Source organism: Falsiroseomonas tokyonensis (assembly GCF_019024325.1).
Classification (GTDB): Bacteria; Pseudomonadota; Alphaproteobacteria; order Acetobacterales; family Acetobacteraceae; genus Falsiroseomonas; species Falsiroseomonas tokyonensis.
The window spans coordinates 295,995-315,150 of record NZ_JAFNJS010000001.1; the positions used below are offsets into that span (position 1 = coordinate 295,995).

Consider the following 19,156-nt stretch of genomic DNA (forward strand, 5'->3'; position numbering starts at 1 on the left):
GATGATCTCCGGATGGATCGGCTTCACCCTCTCCGCCGCGCTGTTCCAGTGCTGGCGGACCGCCATGCAGCAGCGGCTGCGCGGGCAGCTTTCGGTGAATGCCGCGGGGGTGGTGCGCTACCTCTATGGCGTGCCGGTGGGGCTGGCGATCTTTGGCCTCTATGCGGCGGCCTTCGGGGGCACGCTGCCGGCGCTGTCCCTCACCGTGTTGGCGCTGTGTGCCGCCGGCGGCTTCGGGCAGATCCTCGGCACCAACCTGCTGATCATGGCCTTCGGCCATCGCAATTTCGCCGTCGGCACAGCCTATGCGAAGACCGAGGCGATGCAGGCGGCCTTCGTCGCCACGCTGCTGCTGGGCGAGCATCTGTCGCTGCTCTCCTGGCTCGGCATCGCCATCGGCGTCGGCGGCGTGCTGTACCTCTCGCTGGCCGGGCGCGGCACCAGCCCGGGTGATCTGCTGCGCGGGCTGACGCAGCCGGCGGCGCTGTGCGGCATCGGCGCCGGATTCTGCTTCGGCTTCACCGGCGTGCTGATCAAGGCGGCGAACCAGGCCATGCCGGGCAGCGATGTGGTCTTCAAGGCGCTGCTGCTGCTGGTCATCATCAATACCATGCAGACGCTGATGCAGGGCGCCTGGCTGGCCTGGAAGGAGCCGGCGCAGTTCCGCGCCGTCTTCGCCACCTGGCGCGACAGCGGCCAGGTCGGCGCGCTGTCCGCGCTCGGCTCCGCCTGCTGGTTCTCCGCCTTCGCCCTGGCCCCGGTCGCGCTGGTGCGCGCGCTGGGCCAGGTGGAGATCCTCTTCACCCTGGCCTTCAGCCGCTTCTACCTGCGGGAGAAGGCGACGCGCGCCGATGTCATCGGTTCGCTGGTGGTGGTGGCCGGCGTCGTGCTCGTGCTCTGGGGAAGCCGCTGATGTCCGATCTCTCTGCCCGCCTCGACCGCGTCCTGCGCGAATTGCCGCGCCGCTACCCCGGCCCGGGCGGCGCCATTGCGGTGCTGCGGCAGGGCGAGGTCATCGCCCGCCAAGCCTGGGGTTTCGCGAATGCGGAGCGCCGCATTCCCTTCACGCCGCGCACGCTGTTCCGCATGTGCTCCATCACCAAGCAATTCACCTGCGGCGCCATGCTGCGCGCGGTCGGCCAGCTGGAGGCGCTGGATGCCGCGATCCGCGCGCGCCTGCCACGCCTCGGCGATGCCGCGCCGCCGACGCGGCTGCTGGCGCATAACCAGTCCGGCCTGCGCGACTACTGGGCGGTGGCCATGCTGCATGGCGCGCCGGCCGAATCCGCCTTCGGCGATGTGGAGGCCGCGCGCGTCATTGCCGGCACCACCAGCCTGCATTTTGTTCCTGGCACCCGCTATTCCTATGTGAACCAGAATTTCCGGCTGATCTCCGACGCGCTGCAGGACGTCACCGGCCGCAGTTTTTCCGAATTGCTCCGGCGCCACATCTTCAGCCCCGTCGGGATGGAAAGCGCCTTCCTGGCGGCCGAGACCCGCGCCATGCCGGACGGCACCGAAGGCTATGAAGGCAGCCAGGCCGGCGGCTTCCGACCCGCGGTGAACAATGTGATCTGGACCGGCGATGCCGGGCTCGGCGCCAGCCTGGACGACATGATCGCCTGGGAACGTCATATCGACGCAACGCGCGACGACCCGGACAGCCTGCATGCCCGCCTGGCCGCGCCCGTCGCCTTCACCGATGGCAGCCCGGCGCCCTATGGCTTCGGCCTCGGCCGGGCCGAGGCTTTTGGCACGCCCATCCTGGGCCATGGCGGCGCGCTGCGCGGCTGGCGCAGCCATCGGCTCTATGCGCCGGCGGCGCGCATTTCCGTGGTCGTGATGTTCAATCACCTCTCGGATGCCAATGCCGCGGCGATGGAGGCGCTGGCCGCCCTGCTGGGGGCGGAGGCGCCGCAGCCCGATGCCAGCCTGCCCCCGCCGGACTGGCTCGGTGCCTATGTGGAGCCGGAGACGGGCCTTGCCGTGCGGCTGGACAGCGCGGCGCCCGGCGTGGTGCGGCTGCGCTTCGGCCATGGCGCGGAACGGCTGGAGTTGCGCCCCGATGGCAGCGCCGGCACGGGCCGAACCCGGCTGCGCCCGACGCCGGAGGGGCTGTGGATGGACCGGCCGCAGGAAAACCAGTCGAGCCTGCTGCGGCCCTGCCCGGGCGAAGCCGCCCCCGGCCTCGCCGGCCGCTACCGCTGCGCGGAGCTGGACGCCGAATTGCTGGTCACCGAGGCGGGCGGCGTCGCCTATGGCGGCTTTTCCGGTTTCCTCGGCCAGGGGCGGATGGAGCTGCTGGAGCCAATCGGGCCGGACCTCTGGGCCCTGCCCTGCTGGCGCGCACTGGACCATACGCCGCCGGGGGACTGGACGCTGGCCTTCCGGCGCGGGGCGGATGGAAGTGTGACGGGCGTGACGGTGGGCTGCTGGCTGGCACGCGGGCTGGAATACGCCCGCCTGGCGGCGGATTAGAGGCCCCGAAAACCCAAAAAACCCACTCCCCCCGGACGGGGGGAAAGGGTTGGACGACAGGATCCGGGCGATCGCCTCAGCTGACCTGGCCCAGCGTTCGCAGCAGCTGCATCACCTCCCGCTGCGCCGCGCCGCGGTTGTTCATGGCGATCTGGGCGCGGGCGGCGGCAATGGGCTGGTGGTGGTGGCGGCCGACCTCGCCAATCGGCAGGCCGCCGCGCGCGGCCTAGCCGGCTGGCTGCTGATGGGCGGCACGCTGACGGCCGCGGCGGTGATCCTGGCCGGGCTGCTGCTGGCGCGCGGCGTGGAGCGCCGGCTCGTGCGGCGGTCCAGCGCGGCGCAGGCGGTGATGCAGGGCGACCTGGCGCAGCGCCTGCCGCTGACCGGCGGCGGCGACGCGCTGGACCGGCTGGCGGCCACCATGAACGCCATGCTGGCACGGATCGCGCAGTTGATGGCCGCGCTGCGCCAGGTGAGCAGCGACGTGGCGCATGACCTGCGCAGCCCCCTTTCACGCCTGCGGATGCGGCTGGAAGCGCGGCTGGCGGCGCCGCGTGACACGGCGGAGGACGAGGCGGCGCTGGAGGACGCGCTGGCGGAGCTGGATGCGGTGCTGTCCACCTTCGCCGCCCTGCTGCGCATCGCCCAGGCCGAGGGCGGCGGGCCCCCCGCCGGCTTTCGGGAGCTGGACCTCTCGGCGCTGGTCGCCAACCTGGCCGAGACCTATGCGCCCGTGGCGGAGGAGGCCGGCGCCACCCTCACAGCCGATATCGCGCCTGCGTAAACCCTTTCTGGCGATGCGGCGCTGCTGCGGCAGATGCTGGCCAATCTGATCGAGAATGCGCTGACCCCTGGCCGCCCCGGCGGCGCCATCCGGATCACGCTGCGGCCTGGCCGGCTGGAGGTGGCGGATGACGGGCCGGGCGTGCCGGCGGCCGAGCGCGGCCGCGTGCTGGACCGCTTCTACCGACTGGACCGCAGCCGCCGCAGCCCGGGCACCGGCCTCGGCCTGGCGCTGGTCGCGGCGGTGGCGCGGCTGCATGGGGGCGCGGTGACGCTTGCCGATGCGCGGCCGGGCGCGGTGCCGCCGGGCCTCACCGTACGGGCCAGCCTGCGCCGCTGACCTTCAGACGGCAAAGATGCGGATCAGCACCGTGTCGGGGTGCCTTTCGCCGATTCCGACGAACAGGCTGCGGGTCAGCCAGGCGTGCGCGGGCGCCGGCGTCTCGAAGACCGGGGCGGTGCGGAAATAGACGCGCTCCGGCGGCACCGGGCGGCCGCGCAGCAGGCGGGCCATATCCTCGGGCGAAGCATGGCGCAGGCCGCGATTGGTGACCTGCACCAGGGCGCCATCGGCCAGGCGCAGCGTGTAGCGCGCCTCGATCTCGGCCACGCGGTCGGGACGGATCAGCTGGAAATCGGCGCCGCCGGCCAGAACCTCACCCTGCATCCGCGGGCCGGTCACGGTGCCGCCGAGGATCGGCACGATCCGCCGCTCTCCCAGTGGCCCGGCGCCGAGCGAGAGGGGCGGGCCCACCGCCACCTCCACCAGCGCCACGAATTCGGAAGCCAGCGCCACGCTTTCCATTGCCCGCCCGCCCTCGCCCTTGCTTATTATGTAGCATAACAATCAAGGGAGTTCCGTCCATGCGCCAATCGCATCCTGGCCGCCGTGCCCTGCTGGCCGGCGCCGCCCTGCTGCCCTTCGCCGCCCCGGGCGCCCGCGCGGCCCTGCCGGACCGACCGATCCGCCTGGTGCTGGGCTTCCCGCCCGGCAGCGGGCCGGATGTGGTGGGCCGGCTGCTGGCGGAGGCGCTGCGCGAAAGCTGGCCCGCGGGCGTGGTGGTGGACAACAAGCCCGGCGCGGCCGGCGCCATCGCGGCGCAGGAGGTGGCGCGCGCGGCGCCGGATGGCACGACGCTGCTCTTCGGCGAGGTCGGCCAGCTCGCCATGGCCCCCAGCACCTATGCCCGCCTGCCCTACGACCCCGCCCGGGATTTTTCCGCCGTCGCGGAGGTCGCGGCCATCGACTTCGCCTTCGTGCTGCCGGCCAGCCTGCCGGTGGCGGACCTCGACAGCTACGTCACCTGGGGCAAGGCTCGACCGCAGGTCTTCATGGGCACTTTTGGCGCCGGCACGCCCGGCCATTTCGGTGCGGCGATGCTGGCCGCCGAGGCCGGGCTGCGGGCGGAGGCGGTGCATTTCCGCGCCACCGGCGATGCGATGACGGCGATCCTCGGCGGCGATGTGCAGGGCATGTTCGGCACCATCGCCCTGGTCGCGCCGCATGTGCAGGCGGGCCGGCTGAAGGCGCTGGCCGTCACCGGCCCGGCCCGCGCGCCGCTGCTGCCGCAGGTGCCGACCATGGCGGAGCTCGGCCGGCCGAGCCTCGGCTTCCATGCCTGGTTCGGCCTGGTGGCGCCCGCCGCGACGCCCGCGCCGGTGCTGGCCTCGCTGGAGGAAGGCGTGCTGCGGGTGCTGGCCGCGCCGCCGCTGCGCGCCCGCCTGGCGGAAACCGGCTTCCGGCCCGCCGGCAATGGCCGGGTGGATTTCGCGCGGATGATGCAGGCGGAGACGGCGCGCTGGGCGGAGGTGGTGCGCGCCACCGGCTTCCGCGCCATCGAGTAGAGGCGTTGTCCTGGCGCATTTTCCGAGTCGCCTTGCGAAGCCGCAAGGCATTGAAAATGCTTCAGGCCAGCAGCGCGCCCGCCAGCAGGCCGAGGCCGAAGACGCCGGCAGCCATGGAGGTCAGGCCCCACCAGCGCTCGGGCGTAAATCCCCCGGCGAAGGCGAAGGCAGCGCCGAGCAGATAGGCGGCGGCGCCCAGCGCCACATCCAGCCGGGCCATGACCACCAGCGGCCCGATGGTGGCGAGCAACCCGGCCAGGGTGCCGAGGCCGCGCCAGATGCGGTCCGTGCGGGGTTCGGGGCGGAGCGCCGGTTCGCCGCGGGCGCGGTATTCGAGGGCGGCGCAGAGGGCGAGGAAGCCGAAGGCGAGGATCAGCATGGGGGGCGCCTCGGCGGGGGGAGGTCGGCGCTTGCCCCCACCCCGGCCAGCCTTCGGCGTTGCGGCAGTGCCGCAACCCCCCGCTCCGCAGGTGAGGGAGAAGGACCGCTCCCTCCCCCGTGCTTACGGGGGAGGGTTGGGGTGGGGGCCTTGGCTCTCGGACCCTTAGAGGTCCAGCATCAGCCGGCGCGGATCCTCGATGCTTTCCTTCACGCGGACCAGGAAGCTCACCGCCTCCTTCCCGTCGACGATCCGGTGGTCGTAGCTCAGCGCGATGTACATCATCGGCCGGATCTCGACCTTGCCGCCCACGGCCATCGGCCGCTCCTGGATCTTGTGCATCCCCAAAATGCCGGACTGCGGCGGGTTCAGGATCGGCGTGGACATCAGGCTGCCGTAGATGCCGCCATTGGTGATGGTGAAGCTGCCGCCGGTCAGCTCCTCCAGCTTCAGCGCGCCGTCGCGCGCCTTCTTGCCGTAGCTGCCGATGGTCTTCTCGATCTCGGCAAAGCCCATCTGGTCCGCATTGCGCACCACCGGCACCACCAGGCCGGAGGGGCCGCCGACGGCGATGCCCATATGGACGGCGTGCTTGTAGACGATCTCGTCGCCGTCGATCTCGGCGTTGACCGCCGGGAATTCCTTCAGCGCCGCGACGCAGGCCTTCACGAAGAAGGACATGAAGCCGAGCTTCACGCCGTGCTTCTTCTCGAAAGCGTCCTTGTATTCGGCGCGCAGCGCCATCGCCGCGCCCATATCCACCTCGTTGAAGGTGGTCAGCATGGCGGCGGTGTTCTGCGCTTCCTTCAGCCGGCGCGCGATGGTCTGGCGCAGGCGGGTCATCTTCACCCGCTCCTCGCCCGCTTCCAGGGCGCGCGGCGCCTTGGCGGCGGCGGGTGCGGGGGCGGCGGCCGGCTTGGACAGGAAGGCGAGCACATCGCCCTTGGTCACCCGGCCATCCTTGCCGGAGCGGGCGCCGACCTGCTCGGCCGTGATGCCGGCATCGGCCATCGCCTTGTTCGCGGCCGGGCCGTGCGAGGCGCCTTCCGCCGGGCGGGAGACCGGGCCGGGGGCCGGGGTTGGCGCTTCCGCCTTGGGCTGGGCCGGGGCGGCGGGGGCCGGGGTCGGCTTGCTCGGCGTGCCGGCGGCCGGCTTGGCGGCGGCGGCGGCGCCTTCCTTGATGACGCCGAGCACGGCGCCGGGGCCGACCTCGGCGCCTTCCTCGGCGGCGATGCTCTCGATCACGCCGGCGACGGCGGCATTGACCTCGACCGTGACCTTGTCGGTCTCCAGCTCCACCAGCGGCTCATCCAGCGCCACGGCTTCCCCGGCCTTCTTGAGCCACCGCGCGATGGTCGCGGAGGAGACGCTTTCCCCGAGGGGGGGCACCACGATATCGGTCATCTGTCCTGCCTTCTGCCTAGGACGCGGCGCTCACGAAAGGCCGAGCGCCTCGCGCACCAGGGTTTCCTGCTGCTGCTGGTGAACCTTGGCGAGGCCGGTGGCCGGGCTCGCCGCCTCGATGCGGCCGACATAGGTCGGGCGCTTCGCCTTGATCTCGATGCTGTTCAGCACGCCTTCGATCTTGCGGTCGATATAGGTCCAGGCGCCCATGTTCTCGGGCTCCTCCTGGCACCAGACCACATCGGCATTGCGATAGGGCGCGAGCAGCTTGGCCAGCGTCGTCTTGGCGAAGGGATAGAGCTGCTCGACGCGCAGGATCGCCACGTCCTTCACGCCCTTCTCCCGCCGCTCCGCCAGCAGGTCGTAATAGACCTTGCCGGTGCAGAGCACGACGCGCTTGATCTGGTCCGGCGCCACCAGGTCGTCGGTTTCCGGGATGATGTACTGGAAGCTGCTGCCCGGGCCGAAATCGGCCAGGGTGGAGACCGCCAGCTTGTGCCGCAGCAGCGACTTCGGCGTCATCAGCACCAGCGGCTTGCGGTAGTTCGCCTTCAGCTGGCGGCGCAGCGCGTGGAAGTAGTTGGCCGGCGTGGTCAGGTTGCCGACGCGCATGTTGCGCTCGGCGCAGAGCTGCAGGTAGCGCTCCAGCCGCGCGGAGGAATGCTCCGGCCCCTGGCCTTCGTAGCCATGCGGCAGCAGCATCACCAGGCCCGACATGCGCAGCCACTTGGTCTCCGCGCTGGCGATGAACTGGTCGATGATCACCTGGGCGCCGTTCGCGAAATCGCCGAACTGCGCTTCCCACAGCACCAGGGTGCGCGGGTCCGCCAGGGTATAGCCGTATTCGAAGCCGAGCACGCCCATCTCGGAGAGCAGGCTGTTGAAGGCCTCGAACTTCGGCTGGCCGGCGCGGATATTGTTCAGCGGGACGTATTCGGCCTGGGTCTTCTGGTCCACCAGGTGGACATGGCGCTGGCTGAAGGTGCCGCGCTGAACGTCCTCGCCGGACAGGCGAACCCGGTGGCCTTCCAGCAGCAGGGTGCCGAAGGCCAGCGCCTCGCCGGTCGCCCAGTCGATGCCCTCGCCGGTCTCGATGGCGGTCTTCTTGGCTTCCAGCTGGCGCAGGATCTTGGGGTTCGCGCCGAAATCGGAGGGGACGCGGGCGAGTGCGGCGCCAACCTCGCGCAGCTCGTCCAGGCCGACCGCGGTCTCGTGCAGCCGCTCGACGTCCTCGCCCACCGTCACGGCCTTCAGGCCGGACCAATGGCCTTCCAGCCAATCCGCCTTGTTCGGCTTGAAGCTGGCCGCCGCCTGGAAGGCTTCCTCCAGCTGGGCGTTGAAGGCGTCCAGCACCGCCTTGGATTCCTCGGCCGGCACGCTGCCCTCCTTCGCCAGGCGCTCGGCGTAGAGGGTGCGGGTGGTCTTCATCTCGCGGATGCGGCCGTACATGATCGGCTGGGTGAAGGCCGGCTCGTCCGTCTCGTTATGGCCGTGGCGGCGATAGCAGACGATGTCGAGCACGAAGTCGGCGCCGAACTGCATGCGGAACTCGGCCGCCATGCGGGCGCAGAAGACCACGGCCTCCGCATCATCGCCGTTCACATGCAGGATCGGCACCTGAATGCTCTTCGCCACGTCGGTGCAGTACAGGCCCGAATAGGCATGCGCCGGGACGGTGGTGAAGCCGATCTGGTTGTTGGTGACGATATGGATGGTGCCGCCGGTGCGGTAGCCGATCAGCTGGCTCATCGCCAGCGTCTCGTACACCAGGCCCTGGCCGGCGAAGGCGGCGTCGCCATGCAGCAGGATGCCCATGACGGATTTGCGGCCCTTGGTGTCGCCGGCCATGTCCTGCCGCGCGCGCACCTTGCCCACCACCACCGGATCCACGGCTTCGAGGTGGGAGGGGTTCGGCTGCAGCGACAGGTGCACCATCCGCCCCGCCACCTCGATATCGGTCGAGGTGCCCAGGTGGTACTTCACGTCGCCGGAGCCCTGCACATCCTCGGGCGTCGCGGCATTGCCCTTGAACTCGGAGAAGACGGCCTGGAAGGGCTTCTTCACCACATTCACCAGCACGTTCAGCCGGCCACGATGGGCCATGCCGATCGAGATTTCGTTCACGCCCTGGCCGGCCGCGACCTCGATGACGGACTGGATGGCGGGGATGGTGCTCTCACCGCCCTCCAGGCCGAAGCGCTTGGTGGTGGCGTATTTCTTGGCGCAGAAGGCTTCGAAGCCCTCGGCCTCGGTCAGCTGGCGCAGGATCTGGCGCTTCGCTTCGGTATCGAAGGCCTTGACCCAGGGCGCGCCCTCGATCCGCCGCTGGATCCAGCTTTTCTGCTCCGGATCCTGGATATGCATGAACTCGACGCCGATCGAGCCGCAATAGCTGGCGCGGCAGATCGCCAGGATTTCCCGGAGTGTCGCGTATTCCCGGCCCAGCACGAAATCCAGGAAGATCGGCCGGTCCAGGTCGGCCTCGGTGAAGCCGTAGGTCTTGGGGTCCAGCTCCGGATGCGGCTTCGGCACCTGCAGGCCCAGCGGGTCCAGCTGCGCTTCCAGATGGCCGCGCACGCGGTAGCTGCGGATCAGCATCAGGGCGCGGATGGAATCCAGGACCGCGCGCTGCGCGGCCGCCTTGTCCACGGTATTGCCGGCGGCGGCCGCGGCCGGGGCGGTCTTGTCGCCCTTCTTCGGCGCCGGCGGCGCCTCGGGGTCCGGGCCGAAGGCGCCGCGGATGCGGGGCGCCCAGCTGGCGCCCGTCGCATCGGTCAGCACCGCACGCGCCTCGTCGTTCAGCGCCCCGAAGAGTTCGGCGAAGGAGGGATCGACGCTGTCCGGCTTCTCCGCCCATCGGGCATAGAGGTCGGCGAGGTAGGCGGCATTCGCGCCCGACATCGCACTCGCGAGGACATCCACTCCGGCCATTTCCGTCTCCGTTGCGCGCGCCGCGGTTCTGGCGGCGCGCCGCGGCTATAGATAGGTCACCAGGACCGCGAGAGTGAGCCCCTGAGCCAGGAGCCTGGCGCGACCCTGATGACCGTTCGGTTACTTCCTGAGCGCCTTCACCATGGTGGAGCCGAGCGCGGAGGGGCTGTCGGCGACATGGATGCCGGCCTTGGCCATGGCTTCCATCTTCGCCGCGGCCGTGTCGTTGCCGCCCGAGATCACCGCGCCGGCATGGCCCATGCGGCGGCCCGGGGGGGCCGTGGCGCCGGCGATGAAGCCGACCACCGGCTTGTTCGGCTTGCCGGGTCCGAAATTGTGCTCGGCCAGGTACTGCGCGCCGATCACCTCGGACTGTCCGCCGATCTCGCCGATCATGATGATGGACTGGGTCTCGTCATCGGCCAGGAACAGCTTCAGGACATCGATGAAGTCCATGCCCTTCACCGGGTCGCCGCCGATGCCGACGCAGGTGGACTGGCCGAGGCCGGCCGCCGTGGTCTGCGCCACCGCCTCATAGGTCAGGGTGCCGGAGCGGGACACGATACCGACCGAGCCGCGACGGTGGATGTGCCCCGGCATGATGCCGATCTTGCAGGCATCCGGCGTGATCACGCCCGGGCAGTTCGGCCCGACCAGGATGGACTTGGAGCCGGACAGCGCGCGCTTCACCTTCACCATGTCGAGCACCGGAATGCCCTCCGTGATGCAGATGATCAGCGGCATCTCGGCATCGATGGCTTCCAGGATGGCATCCGCGGCGAAGGGGGCGGGCACGTAGATCACGGTCGCATTCGCGCCCGTCGCGTCCCGGCATTCCACCACGGTGTTGAAGACCGGCAGGTTCAGCTCCGGGTGCATGGTGCCGCCCTTGCCGGGGGTCGTGCCGCCGACATAGGTGCTGCCATAGGCAATGCCCTGCGAGGCATGGAAGGTGCCCTGGGCCCCCGTGAAACCCTGGGTCATGACGCGGGTCTTGGCGTCGATCAGAACGGCCATGGTTCAGGCGCCCTTCACAGCAGCGACGACCTTCTGGGCCGCGTCGGCCAGGTTGTCGGCGGGGATGATAGCGAGGCCGGATTCAGCCAGGATTTTCTTGCCGAGGTCGACATTCGTGCCCTCGAGCCGCACCACCAGCGGCACGCTCAGGGACAGGTTCTTGGACGCCTCGACGATGCCATTGGCGATCATGTCGCACTTGGCGATGCCACCGAAGATATTGACCAGGATCGCCTTGACGTTGACGTCGGAGGTGATGATGCGAAACGCCTCCGTCACTCGCGCCGCATTCGCCGTGCCGCCGACGTCGAGGAAGTTGGCCGGGGAGGAACCGTACAGCTTGATGATGTCCATGGTCGCCATGGCCAGGCCCGCGCCATTCACCATGCAGCCGATCTCACCGTCGAGCGCCACATAGTTCAGGTCGTTCTTGACCGCGTCGAGCTCCTTCGGGTCCATCTCGCTGTCATCGCGCAGGGCCTCGAGGTCCTTGTGGCGGAACAGCGCGCTCTCGTCGAAGGACACCTTGGCGTCCAGCGCCACGATGTCGCCCTTGCCGGTCACGACCAGCGGGTTGATCTCGACGATGGCGCAGTCGAGCTCCAGGAAGGCCCCGTACAGCGCGAGGACGAACTTCTGGAAGGCGCCGACCTGCTTGCCCTCGAGGCCGAGGCCGAAGGCCAGCTTGCGGGCATGGTAGGGGAAAATGCCGGAGGCGGGGTCGATGGCGACCTTCAGGATCTTCTCGGGGTGGTTGTGGGCCACCTCCTCGATCTCCATGCCGCCCTCGGTGGAGGCCATGATGGTCACGCGGCTGGTCTCGCGGTCCACCAGCAGGCCGAGATAGAGCTCGCGCTTGATGTCGCAGCCGTCTTCCACGAAGACGCGGGAGACGAGCTTGCCCTGCTCGCCGGTCTGCTTGGTGACCAGCACCTTGCCGATCATCGCCTCGGCCGCTTCGCGCACCGCCTCGATCGACTTCACGACGCGGACGCCGCCCTTGCCGTTCGGGTCATTGGCGAAGCGGCCGGCGCCGCGGCCGCCGGCATGGATCTGCGACTTCACGACATAGACGGGGCCAGGCAGCTTCTTCGCCGCTTCCACGGCCTCATCCGCCGTCCAGGCCACATGGCCCTCGAGCACCGCCACGCCGTAGCGGCGCAGCAATTCCTTGGCCTGGTATTCGTGGATGTTCATCCGATGTCTCCGGCAAGCAGGGCGCCAAATGGGCCGGCGGCCAACACCTTGAAGGCATCGGCGCCGCCGGCGGGCGGTGTCAGACGCCGAGCGCCTTGAAGTCCGCGATCAGCTTCTTCACCGCGTCGCAGGACTTGTCGAAGGCGGCCTTCTCCTCGGCCGTGAACTGCACCTCCATGATCTTCTCGACGCCGCCGGCGCCGATCACCACGGGCACGCCCACATAGAAGTCGTTCTGGCCATATTCGCCGTTCAGCAGCACGGCGCAGGGCAGCACGCGCTTCTTGTCCAGCAGGTAGCTTTCCGCCATGGCGATGGCGGAGGCCGCCGGCGCATAGAAGGCCGAGCCCTTCTCCAGCAGTTTTACGATTTCACCACCGCCGTTCGCCGTGCGGGCGACGATGGCGTCGATCTTCTCCTGCGTGGTCCAGCCCATCTTGATCAGGTCGGGCACGGGGACGCCGGCGACAGTCGAATAGCGCGTCAGCGGCACCATGGTATCGCCATGGCCGCCGAGGACGAAGGCGGTCACGTCCTCAACGCTGACACCGAACTCCTGGGCCAGGAACAGCCGAAAACGGCTGGAGTCCAGCACGCCGGCCATGCCCACCACCTTCTCCGCCGGCAGGCCGGAGCGCTGCTGCAGCACCCAGACCATGACATCGAGCGGGTTGGTGATGCAGATGACGAAGGCGTTCGGGGCGTACTGCTTGATGCCCTCGGCCACCTGGCCGATGACGCCGGCATTCTTGGTCAGCAGGTCGTCACGGCTCATGCCGGGCATGCGGGGGAAGCCGGCGGTGACGATGACGACGTCCGCACCCTCGATGGCGCTGTAGTCGCCGGTGCCGGACATGGCGCTGTCAAAACCATCGACCGGGCCGGACTGCATGATGTCCAGCGCCTTGCCGGCGGCGACGCCCGGGAAGACGTCGAACATGACGACGTCGCCCAGTTCCTTCAGGCCGATCAGATGGGCGAGCGTGCCGCCGATGTTGCCGGCGCCAATGAGCGCGATCTTCTTGCGGGCCATGCAGCGGTCCTTGCCTGGGTGGAGTTCGCAGGGATTTAGGGGCCGCGCCCCGAAGGTCGCGCCCTGCGGGGCTTCCTACTCCCGCCCCGCAAGCCGGGCAAGGCGGTGGCTTGCGGCGCCTAAGCCGAACTGGGTCCAGACCGAGTCCGGACCGGATCCGGCGCCGCTTCAGGCGTAGCGCCGCTGGGCCTCCCGCGGATGGCCGGAGGGCAGCGCCTCCAGCCCCGGATCGGCCGGCAGCTCCACCCCGAAATTGCGCTGCAGCACATCGGCGATGACCTCGTAGCAGGATCCGATGCGGACCACCTCCATGCTGCGGAAGTCGTCATCCAGCAGGTGCAGCTCGTCATGCAGGTCGAGGTTGCCGAGCATGGCATTGCGCTTGTGCGCGCCGCGCCCCTTGGCGTGGAAGAAGCGCATCAGCGCGTCCTGGCAGCTGCCGATGCCGGCATAGCCGACATCCATCGGGATCAGCGCCACCCCGCCTGCCTGCACCGCCTGCACCACCCGGGCGGCATCGCCGGGATTATCGAAGCGCGTCGCTGGGGGCGCTCGCCACCTTCGGCGCCCACCCCGGCCTGGCTCAGTCCTGGCCTTCCTCCGCCGCGCAGTCTCGTGCCGGCGGCGGCGCGGGGGAAAGGCATTCGTCCGGACAATTCGCAACCGGACAAAGAAAAGGGCGCCGGATGGCGCCCCCTTCGCTTGGTCTATTCCGGAAGCTGCGGCGCTGTCAGAGCGGCATGCAGCGGACGATGTCGTCATGCCCGCGGGCGAGGGTGGCGAAGGTGCCCACCGGGCAATCGCGCTGCGACATGGTCACGGCCGGCAGGCCGGCCTGCCAGCCGGCGATGCTGCTGCGGCGAGAGATGGTGGCCGCGGCCGCACCGCGCACCACCACGCCACCGCGCTGGGTGCGCACATCGCCGCGGCGCACGACCTGCTGGCGGGACGCCGCCGCCTGGCGCGTGCTGCTGCGTGCGGCACTGCGGCTGCTGGCGCGGGCGGTCGCCCGGGCGGCGGTACGCGGCGTGCTGCGGGCCGCGCTGCGGGTGCTGCTGCGGGCGGCGGTGCGTGCGGCGCTGCGCGGCGTGGCACGGCTGGCGCTGCGCGGCGTGCTGCGGCTGGCCGTGGCCGGGGTGGCGCGGCTGGCGGCCCGCGGCGTGGCGCGGGTGGAGGCCCGGCTGGCCGGGCTGGCGGCGAGATTCGTTCTGCTGACCGATGTGCCGCTTCGTTCATCCCGCCTAGCGGCATCAGCCGACTGGGGTGCAAGGACGAGCACGGACAACAGGGCGAGCAGGATTAGCCGCATGCGAAGAAAGTCCCCCAATTCACCACACCGGCCTGATGGCCCGGCGTGGTTCCCCCGAACCCCCAAGGGTTCCCCGAGGCCTACTAGACTGACGGCCCCGTGACCTGTCAACGCGCATTTCAGGATGTTACGTGAGGTGCTGAAGTCCAAGCCAATCCTGGCTTTGCATCTCGTTCAGCCGGCTCGCAGTACGCGCGAACATGGCAGCATTATGGCCTTCTTCATGCAGCCGATCGGGGATCGCCTCCGCGCTGGCCAGCAGCTTCACGCGATGTTCGTAGAGCGTATCGACCAGCGTGATGAAGCGCCGGGCGCGGTCGAAATTCTCCGGATTGAGACGCGGGATGCCGTCCAGGATCAGTGTGTGGAAATGCGTCGCGATCGCCAGGTAGTCGGCCGGGCCCAGCGGCCGGCCGCAGAGCGACTCGAAATCGAAGCGCGCCACCCCCTCCACCGCCTGCGGCACTTCCAGCGACCGGCCGAGCAGGGTCAGGCGCATGGGCTTGCCGTGCCGCTGGCCGGTCAACTCCTCGAAGGCCGCATCCAGCGCCCGCGTCGCCCGCTCATCCGCCGGCACATGCCAGGTGGGCAGCGCCCGGATCCGGTCGCGGCGATAATCCCGCGCCGCCTCCAGCGTCAGCACCTCCAGCCGGCGGGAGATCAGGCCGATGAAGGGCAGGAAGGCATCGCGGCCGGGGCGGCCCTTGAACAGATCCGCCGGCGCGGTGTTGGAGGTGGCGACCACCACCGTGCCGCGGGCGAACAGCGCCTGGAACAGCCGGCCGAGGATCATCGCATCGGCGATGTCATGCACCTGGAATTCGTCGAAGCAGAGCAGCGCGGCCTCCGACGTGATGGCATCGGCCAGCGGCGGGATCGGGTCCGCCGTATCGCCGTGCTGCTTCTTCCAGGCATGGATGCGCCGGTGCGCGTCCTGCATGAATTGGTGGAAGTGGATGCGCCGCTTGCGGGTCACCTCCGCCGTTTCGAAGAACAGGTCCATCAGCATGGATTTGCCGCGGCCGACCTCGCCCACCAGGTACAGGCCCATCGGCGTGCCCGCGGGGGCTTCCTCGGCGGCCACCGGCTTGCGGCGGGTGAAGCGGGCGAAGAAGCCGCCCTTCTCCGGCTCCTCCGGATGCGGGTCGTAGCCCCGGGTGCGGCGCCAGAGATCCTGCAGCACCTCCACCGCTCGCGCCTGGGCCGGGTCGGCGGCCAATACGCCTTCCGCGAGGCGGGCACGGTAGGTCACGAGCGGACCCCCGGGGGACGGGCGATCATTCATGCGGCGCGCGATACCGCGATGTTGCGGGCGCGGCAATCTCGGGCGGACAGCAAGGACGGGGAGAAGGAATTCTCCCCGTCCCCCTCATCTATTTTCGGCAATTGGGGCAAGGTGCCGGAATGAAGGCTGCCGCTGCCCTGCTTTATGCGCCTGATGGCTATGACACCTCCCGGCCCAGGCTGATGGGGCGGCATGCGGCAGGCGCCGGCTTCCTCGGGGGGCTGGTGCGGCATGCGGGCTTCGACCGGCTGGTGGCGCTGACCCGCAGCGCCGACGATGCCGCCGCCTTCCGTGCGCAGCTCAAGGACCTCGGCGCCACAGTGCCGGCGGAGACGCTGGGCGATGCGGACTTCCACCGGCTGGCGGAAACCGGCTGCCTGATGCTGCCGGGGCCGGACCTGTCCAGCTTCGCCTGGCGGCGCCGGCGCGGCGGAGCGGCCCAGGCCTTCTCCCTGGTTGGCATCACCCACACCATCGCCTCCGCCGCCGCCATGGACTCGATGGCGGAGATGCTGGTCGCGCCGGTGCAGCCCTGGGATGCGCTGGTCTGCACCTCCTCCGCCGTGCAGGCGGCGGTGCGGCGGCTGTGGCAGGCGGAGGGCGCCTGGCTCGCCCGCCGCACCGGCGCCACGCGGATCGAGGGCCCGGCCCTGCCGATCATCCCGCTTGGCGTCGATGCCACGGCGCTGGCGCCCGATCCGGCGGCGCGGGCGGAATGGCGCGCACGGCTGGGCATAAGGCCGCAGGACATCGCGGTGCTGCACCATGGCCGCCTGTCCTTCCACGCCAAGGCGCATCCCCTGCCGATGTTTCTGGGAATCGCCCGCGCGGCCGCCGCGGCGCCGGCGGGGGCGAAGGTGGTGCTGATCCTGTCCGGCTGGTTCGCCGATACGGTGCAGCGCCGCGCCTTTTCCGCCATGGCCAAGGCGCTGGCGCCGGACCTCGAGATCCGGCTGGTGGAGCGGCCCGAGACCGATACCAAGCTGCGCAGCGCGGCGGATCTCTTCACCCTGCTGTCCGACAATATCCAGGAGAGCTACGGCCTGGCGCCGGTGGAGGCGCTGGCCGCCGGCCTGCCGGTGGTTGGCACGGACTGGGACGGTCTGAAGGATACGGTGGCGCACGGCGTCACCGGCTTCCGCGTGCCCACGCTGCTGGCCGGGCCGATGGGCGACCTGGCGGCGCGGCACGATATCGGCCTCGACAGCTATGACGAATTCATCGGCGGCGTCGCGCAATTCACCGCCGTCGATGTCGGCGCGGCGGAGGCCGCCTTCGCCGCGCTGATCGGCGATGCCGCGCTGCGCGCCCGCATGTCCGCCGCCGCCCGCGCCCGCGCGGTGGCGCATTACGACTGGCAGAAGGTGATCGGCCAGTACCAGGAACTCTGGGCCGAGCTGGCCAGGCTGCGCGCCGATGGAAGGGGCGAGCGCGCGGCGCGGCTGCGCGGGGAGGATCCGGTGCCGCGCCGGCCCGATCCCTCCGCGCTGTTCGCCGACTACCCGACCCGCCGCCTGACACCGGAGACGCGGCTGCGCCTGGCGCCCGGCCTGGCCGATGCGCAGGCGGCGGTGGCGCGCATCACGGCGATGGCCGGCCTCAGCGGCGGCGCGGCGCGGCGCGAATTGCTGCCCGCGGCCGAGCTGTTCCAGGCCGCCCTCGCCCCGCTGGATGCCGGCCCGGCCACGGCGGGCACGCTGGTGGCGGGCCTGCCGCCGGGCCAGGCCTGGGCGGTGTTCCGCGCGCTGGGCTGGCTGCTGAAGATCGACGTGCTGCGGCTCGAGGAGGAAGGGTGACGATCGAGGCCATCATCTTCGATTGCGACGGCACGCTGGTGGACAGCGAGACGATCGGCGCCGCGGTGCTGGCCGAGGCGCTGGCCGAGGAAGGCCTGGCGATGACCGAGGCGGAGGTGCTGCACGCCTTCCGCGGCGCCCGCCTGGCCAGCTGCATGGCGGCGGTCTCGACGCGGCTCGGCCGGCCGCTGGCGCCGGATTTCGAGCCGCGGCTGCGCGACCGCACCGCGCTGGCGCTGCGCCAGGGCCTGCGCGAGATCGCCGGCGCCACGGCGCTGGTGCGGGCGCTGTCCCTGCCCTTCTGCGTCGCCTCCAACGCGCCGCGCGCCAAGACCGAGCTGAACCTGACCGTCACCGGCCTGCTGCCGCACTTTGTGGGCCGCATCTTCAGCGCCTATGAGGTGGGGTCCTGGAAGCCCGATCCCGGCCTGTTCGTGCATGCCGCGGCGACGATGGGCGCGGCCCCGGCACGCTGCCTGGTGGTGGAGGATTCAGAACCCGGCGTGCAGGCGGCGCTGGCCGCGGGCATGCAGGTGCTGGCGCTGCTGCCGGAAGGCCCGGCGCCCTGGCTGCCGGAGGGCGTGCGCCATGTGGCGGGGCTGCATGAAGTGGCGCGCCACCTCACCCCCCCTGGCTTTAACCCCGTCGCCGGAACCGCTCCACCGCGCTGACCAGCGCCGTCCGCACCCCCGGCTCCAGCGCCGAATGCCCGGCATCCGGGATCACCGTCAGCCGCGCCCGCGCCCAGGCGGCGGCGAGTTCGAAGGCGGTGTCGCAGGGACAGACCATGTCGTAGCGGCCCTGCACGATCTCCGCCGGGATATGGGCGATTTTCTCCATGTTCCCCAGCAGCCCCTCGGGCGGCAGGAACAGGTCGTGGCGGAAGTAATGCGCCTCGATCCGCGCGAGGCCGAGCGCGGTGCGGTCCTGGGCGAAGCTCGCCACCGTCTCCGGGCTCGGCAACAGGGTGGAACAGGAACCCTCATACAGGCTCCAGGCGCGTGCCGCCGGGCCGTGCACCACCGGGTCCGGGTCGCAGAGGCGCTTCAGATAGGCGCTCAGCAGGTCGCCGCGCTCCTCCGGCGCCACGTGCTCGGCGAAGGCCGCCCAGGCATCCGGGAAGACGCGGCGCAGGCCATAGAGGAACCAGTCGACCTCCGCCTTCCGGCCGAGAAAGACGCCGCGCAGCACGCAGCCCGTCACCCGCTCCGGATGCGCCTGGGCATAGGCCAGCGCCAGGGTGCTGCCCCAGGACCCGCCGAAGAGCAGCCATTTCTCGATATTGAGGAAGCGGCGCAGCACCTCGATATCCGCCACCAGATGCGGGGTCGTATTCTCCCGCAGGTCGCCGAGCGGGCGGGACCTTCCGGCGCCGCGCTGGTCGAAGATCACCACGCGCCAGTGGTTGGGGTCGAAGAAGCGGCGATGGATGGCGCCGGCGCCGGCGCCCGGCCCGCCATGCAGGAACAGCGCGGGCTGGCCGCGCGGATTGCCGACCTGCTCCCAATACATGACGTGCCCGGCCGAAAGCGGCAGCAGGCCGGTCTCATAGGGGGCGATATCGGGATAGAGGTCGCCGCGGGGCATGATTGCCCCTTTACGGGGGCAGGCCGCCCGGAGTCCATAAGGCTTGTTGCGCGGCGGCACGCGAAATCCCGCAAAGGCACCCTTCGCCCCGGGCGCGATCATCCCTAGTTTG

The 19,156-nt window shown here is 70.5% G+C and carries 18 protein-coding genes; 7 read left to right on the top strand and 11 right to left on the bottom strand.

Features of this window, described 5'->3' with window-relative positions:
• Position 1 precedes the first annotated feature (1 nt).
• The 4 genes from J3S20_RS01325 to J3S20_RS01340 are packed head-to-tail and all read left to right on the top strand — an operon-like array spanning position 2 to position 3,601.
• A complete protein-coding gene (locus J3S20_RS01325) occupies positions 2-913 on the top strand; it encodes an EamA family transporter (protein WP_216833888.1) in 912 nt (303 codons plus the stop codon).
• The gene (locus tag J3S20_RS01330) at positions 913-2,478 is read left to right on the top strand and encodes a D-aminopeptidase (protein WP_216833890.1); all 1,566 of its coding nucleotides are present in this window, start codon (positions 913-915) and stop codon (positions 2,476-2,478) included. The genes J3S20_RS01325 and J3S20_RS01330 overlap by 1 nt, the downstream gene beginning before the upstream one ends.
• Positions 2,479-2,527: 49 nt before the next feature.
• Positions 2,528-3,262, top strand: a complete 735-nt coding sequence (locus J3S20_RS01335) for a histidine kinase dimerization/phospho-acceptor domain-containing protein (RefSeq protein ID WP_216833892.1) — start codon at positions 2,528-2,530, stop codon at positions 3,260-3,262.
• A gap of 21 nt (positions 3,263-3,283) precedes the next feature.
• Complete coding sequence (locus J3S20_RS01340; protein ID WP_281419426.1) at positions 3,284-3,601, top strand: ATP-binding protein; 318 nt, start codon at positions 3,284-3,286, stop codon at positions 3,599-3,601.
• A 3-nt stretch (positions 3,602-3,604) separates the two neighbouring features.
• Here the strand turns inward: J3S20_RS01340 and J3S20_RS01345 are convergent, their stop codons facing one another.
• On the bottom strand, positions 3,605-4,066 hold the full coding sequence (locus J3S20_RS01345; protein WP_216833895.1) for a DUF3237 domain-containing protein: 462 nt from the start codon (positions 4,064-4,066) through the stop codon (positions 3,605-3,607).
• Positions 4,067-4,125: 59 nt separating this feature from the next.
• Between J3S20_RS01345 and J3S20_RS01350 the strand changes: the two genes are divergently transcribed.
• Positions 4,126-5,106, top strand: coding sequence for a Bug family tripartite tricarboxylate transporter substrate binding protein (locus tag J3S20_RS01350; protein WP_216833897.1), 981 nt, complete (start codon positions 4,126-4,128; stop codon positions 5,104-5,106).
• A 61-nt stretch (positions 5,107-5,167) separates the two neighbouring features.
• On the opposite strand, the gene J3S20_RS01355 is transcribed toward J3S20_RS01350, so the two are convergent.
• From J3S20_RS01355 to zapE, 9 genes are all read right to left on the bottom strand, one after another.
• Entirely contained in the window at positions 5,168-5,485 is a 318-nt protein-coding gene (locus J3S20_RS01355) for a hypothetical protein (protein WP_216833898.1), read from the bottom strand.
• A gap of 165 nt (positions 5,486-5,650) precedes the next feature.
• Positions 5,651-6,889, bottom strand: a complete 1,239-nt coding sequence (gene odhB, locus J3S20_RS01360; RefSeq protein ID WP_216833900.1) for a 2-oxoglutarate dehydrogenase complex dihydrolipoyllysine-residue succinyltransferase — start codon at positions 6,887-6,889, stop codon at positions 5,651-5,653.
• Between the two features lie 30 nt (positions 6,890-6,919).
• The gene (locus J3S20_RS01365; RefSeq protein ID WP_216833901.1) at positions 6,920-9,820 is read right to left on the bottom strand and encodes a 2-oxoglutarate dehydrogenase E1 component; all 2,901 of its coding nucleotides are present in this window, start codon (positions 9,818-9,820) and stop codon (positions 6,920-6,922) included.
• Between the two features lie 120 nt (positions 9,821-9,940).
• Positions 9,941-10,837 (bottom strand): succinate--CoA ligase subunit alpha, encoded by an 897-nt coding sequence (sucD, locus tag J3S20_RS01370; protein ID WP_216833903.1) that lies wholly within the window; start codon positions 10,835-10,837, stop codon positions 9,941-9,943.
• 3 nt (positions 10,838-10,840) lie between these two features.
• Positions 10,841-12,064 carry an ADP-forming succinate--CoA ligase subunit beta gene (sucC, locus tag J3S20_RS01375; RefSeq protein WP_343215172.1) on the bottom strand — a complete coding sequence of 408 codons (1,224 nt, stop codon included), beginning with the start codon at positions 12,062-12,064 and terminating at the stop codon, positions 10,841-10,843.
• Positions 12,065-12,113: 49 nt separating this feature from the next.
• Positions 12,114-13,067 carry a malate dehydrogenase gene (gene mdh, locus J3S20_RS01380; protein WP_216833906.1) on the bottom strand — a complete coding sequence of 318 codons (954 nt, stop codon included), beginning with the start codon at positions 13,065-13,067 and terminating at the stop codon, positions 12,114-12,116.
• A gap of 168 nt (positions 13,068-13,235) precedes the next feature.
• Complete coding sequence (locus J3S20_RS01385; protein ID WP_216833907.1) at positions 13,236-13,562, bottom strand: hypothetical protein; 327 nt, start codon at positions 13,560-13,562, stop codon at positions 13,236-13,238.
• Positions 13,563-13,797: 235 nt separating this feature from the next.
• The gene (locus J3S20_RS01390) at positions 13,798-14,376 is read right to left on the bottom strand and encodes a hypothetical protein (RefSeq protein ID WP_216833909.1); all 579 of its coding nucleotides are present in this window, start codon (positions 14,374-14,376) and stop codon (positions 13,798-13,800) included.
• Between the two features lie 127 nt (positions 14,377-14,503).
• A complete protein-coding gene (zapE, locus tag J3S20_RS01395) occupies positions 14,504-15,661 on the bottom strand; it encodes a cell division protein ZapE (protein WP_216833911.1) in 1,158 nt (385 codons plus the stop codon).
• Positions 15,662-15,780: 119 nt separating this feature from the next.
• On the opposite strand from zapE, the gene J3S20_RS01400 reads away from it, so the two are divergent.
• Positions 15,781-17,457: a glycosyltransferase gene (locus tag J3S20_RS01400; RefSeq protein ID WP_216833913.1), complete on the top strand. Its 1,677-nt coding sequence runs from the start codon at positions 15,781-15,783 to the stop codon at positions 17,455-17,457.
• Positions 17,454-18,128, top strand: a complete 675-nt coding sequence (locus J3S20_RS01405; RefSeq protein WP_216833915.1) for an HAD-IA family hydrolase — start codon at positions 17,454-17,456, stop codon at positions 18,126-18,128. Before J3S20_RS01400 ends, J3S20_RS01405 begins: the two co-directional genes overlap by 4 nt.
• On the opposite strand, the gene pip is transcribed toward J3S20_RS01405, so the two are convergent.
• A complete protein-coding gene (gene pip, locus J3S20_RS01410; RefSeq protein WP_216833917.1) occupies positions 18,094-19,044 on the bottom strand; it encodes a prolyl aminopeptidase in 951 nt (316 codons plus the stop codon). The genes J3S20_RS01405 and pip overlap by 35 nt on opposite strands.
• Positions 19,045-19,156 lie beyond the last annotated feature (112 nt).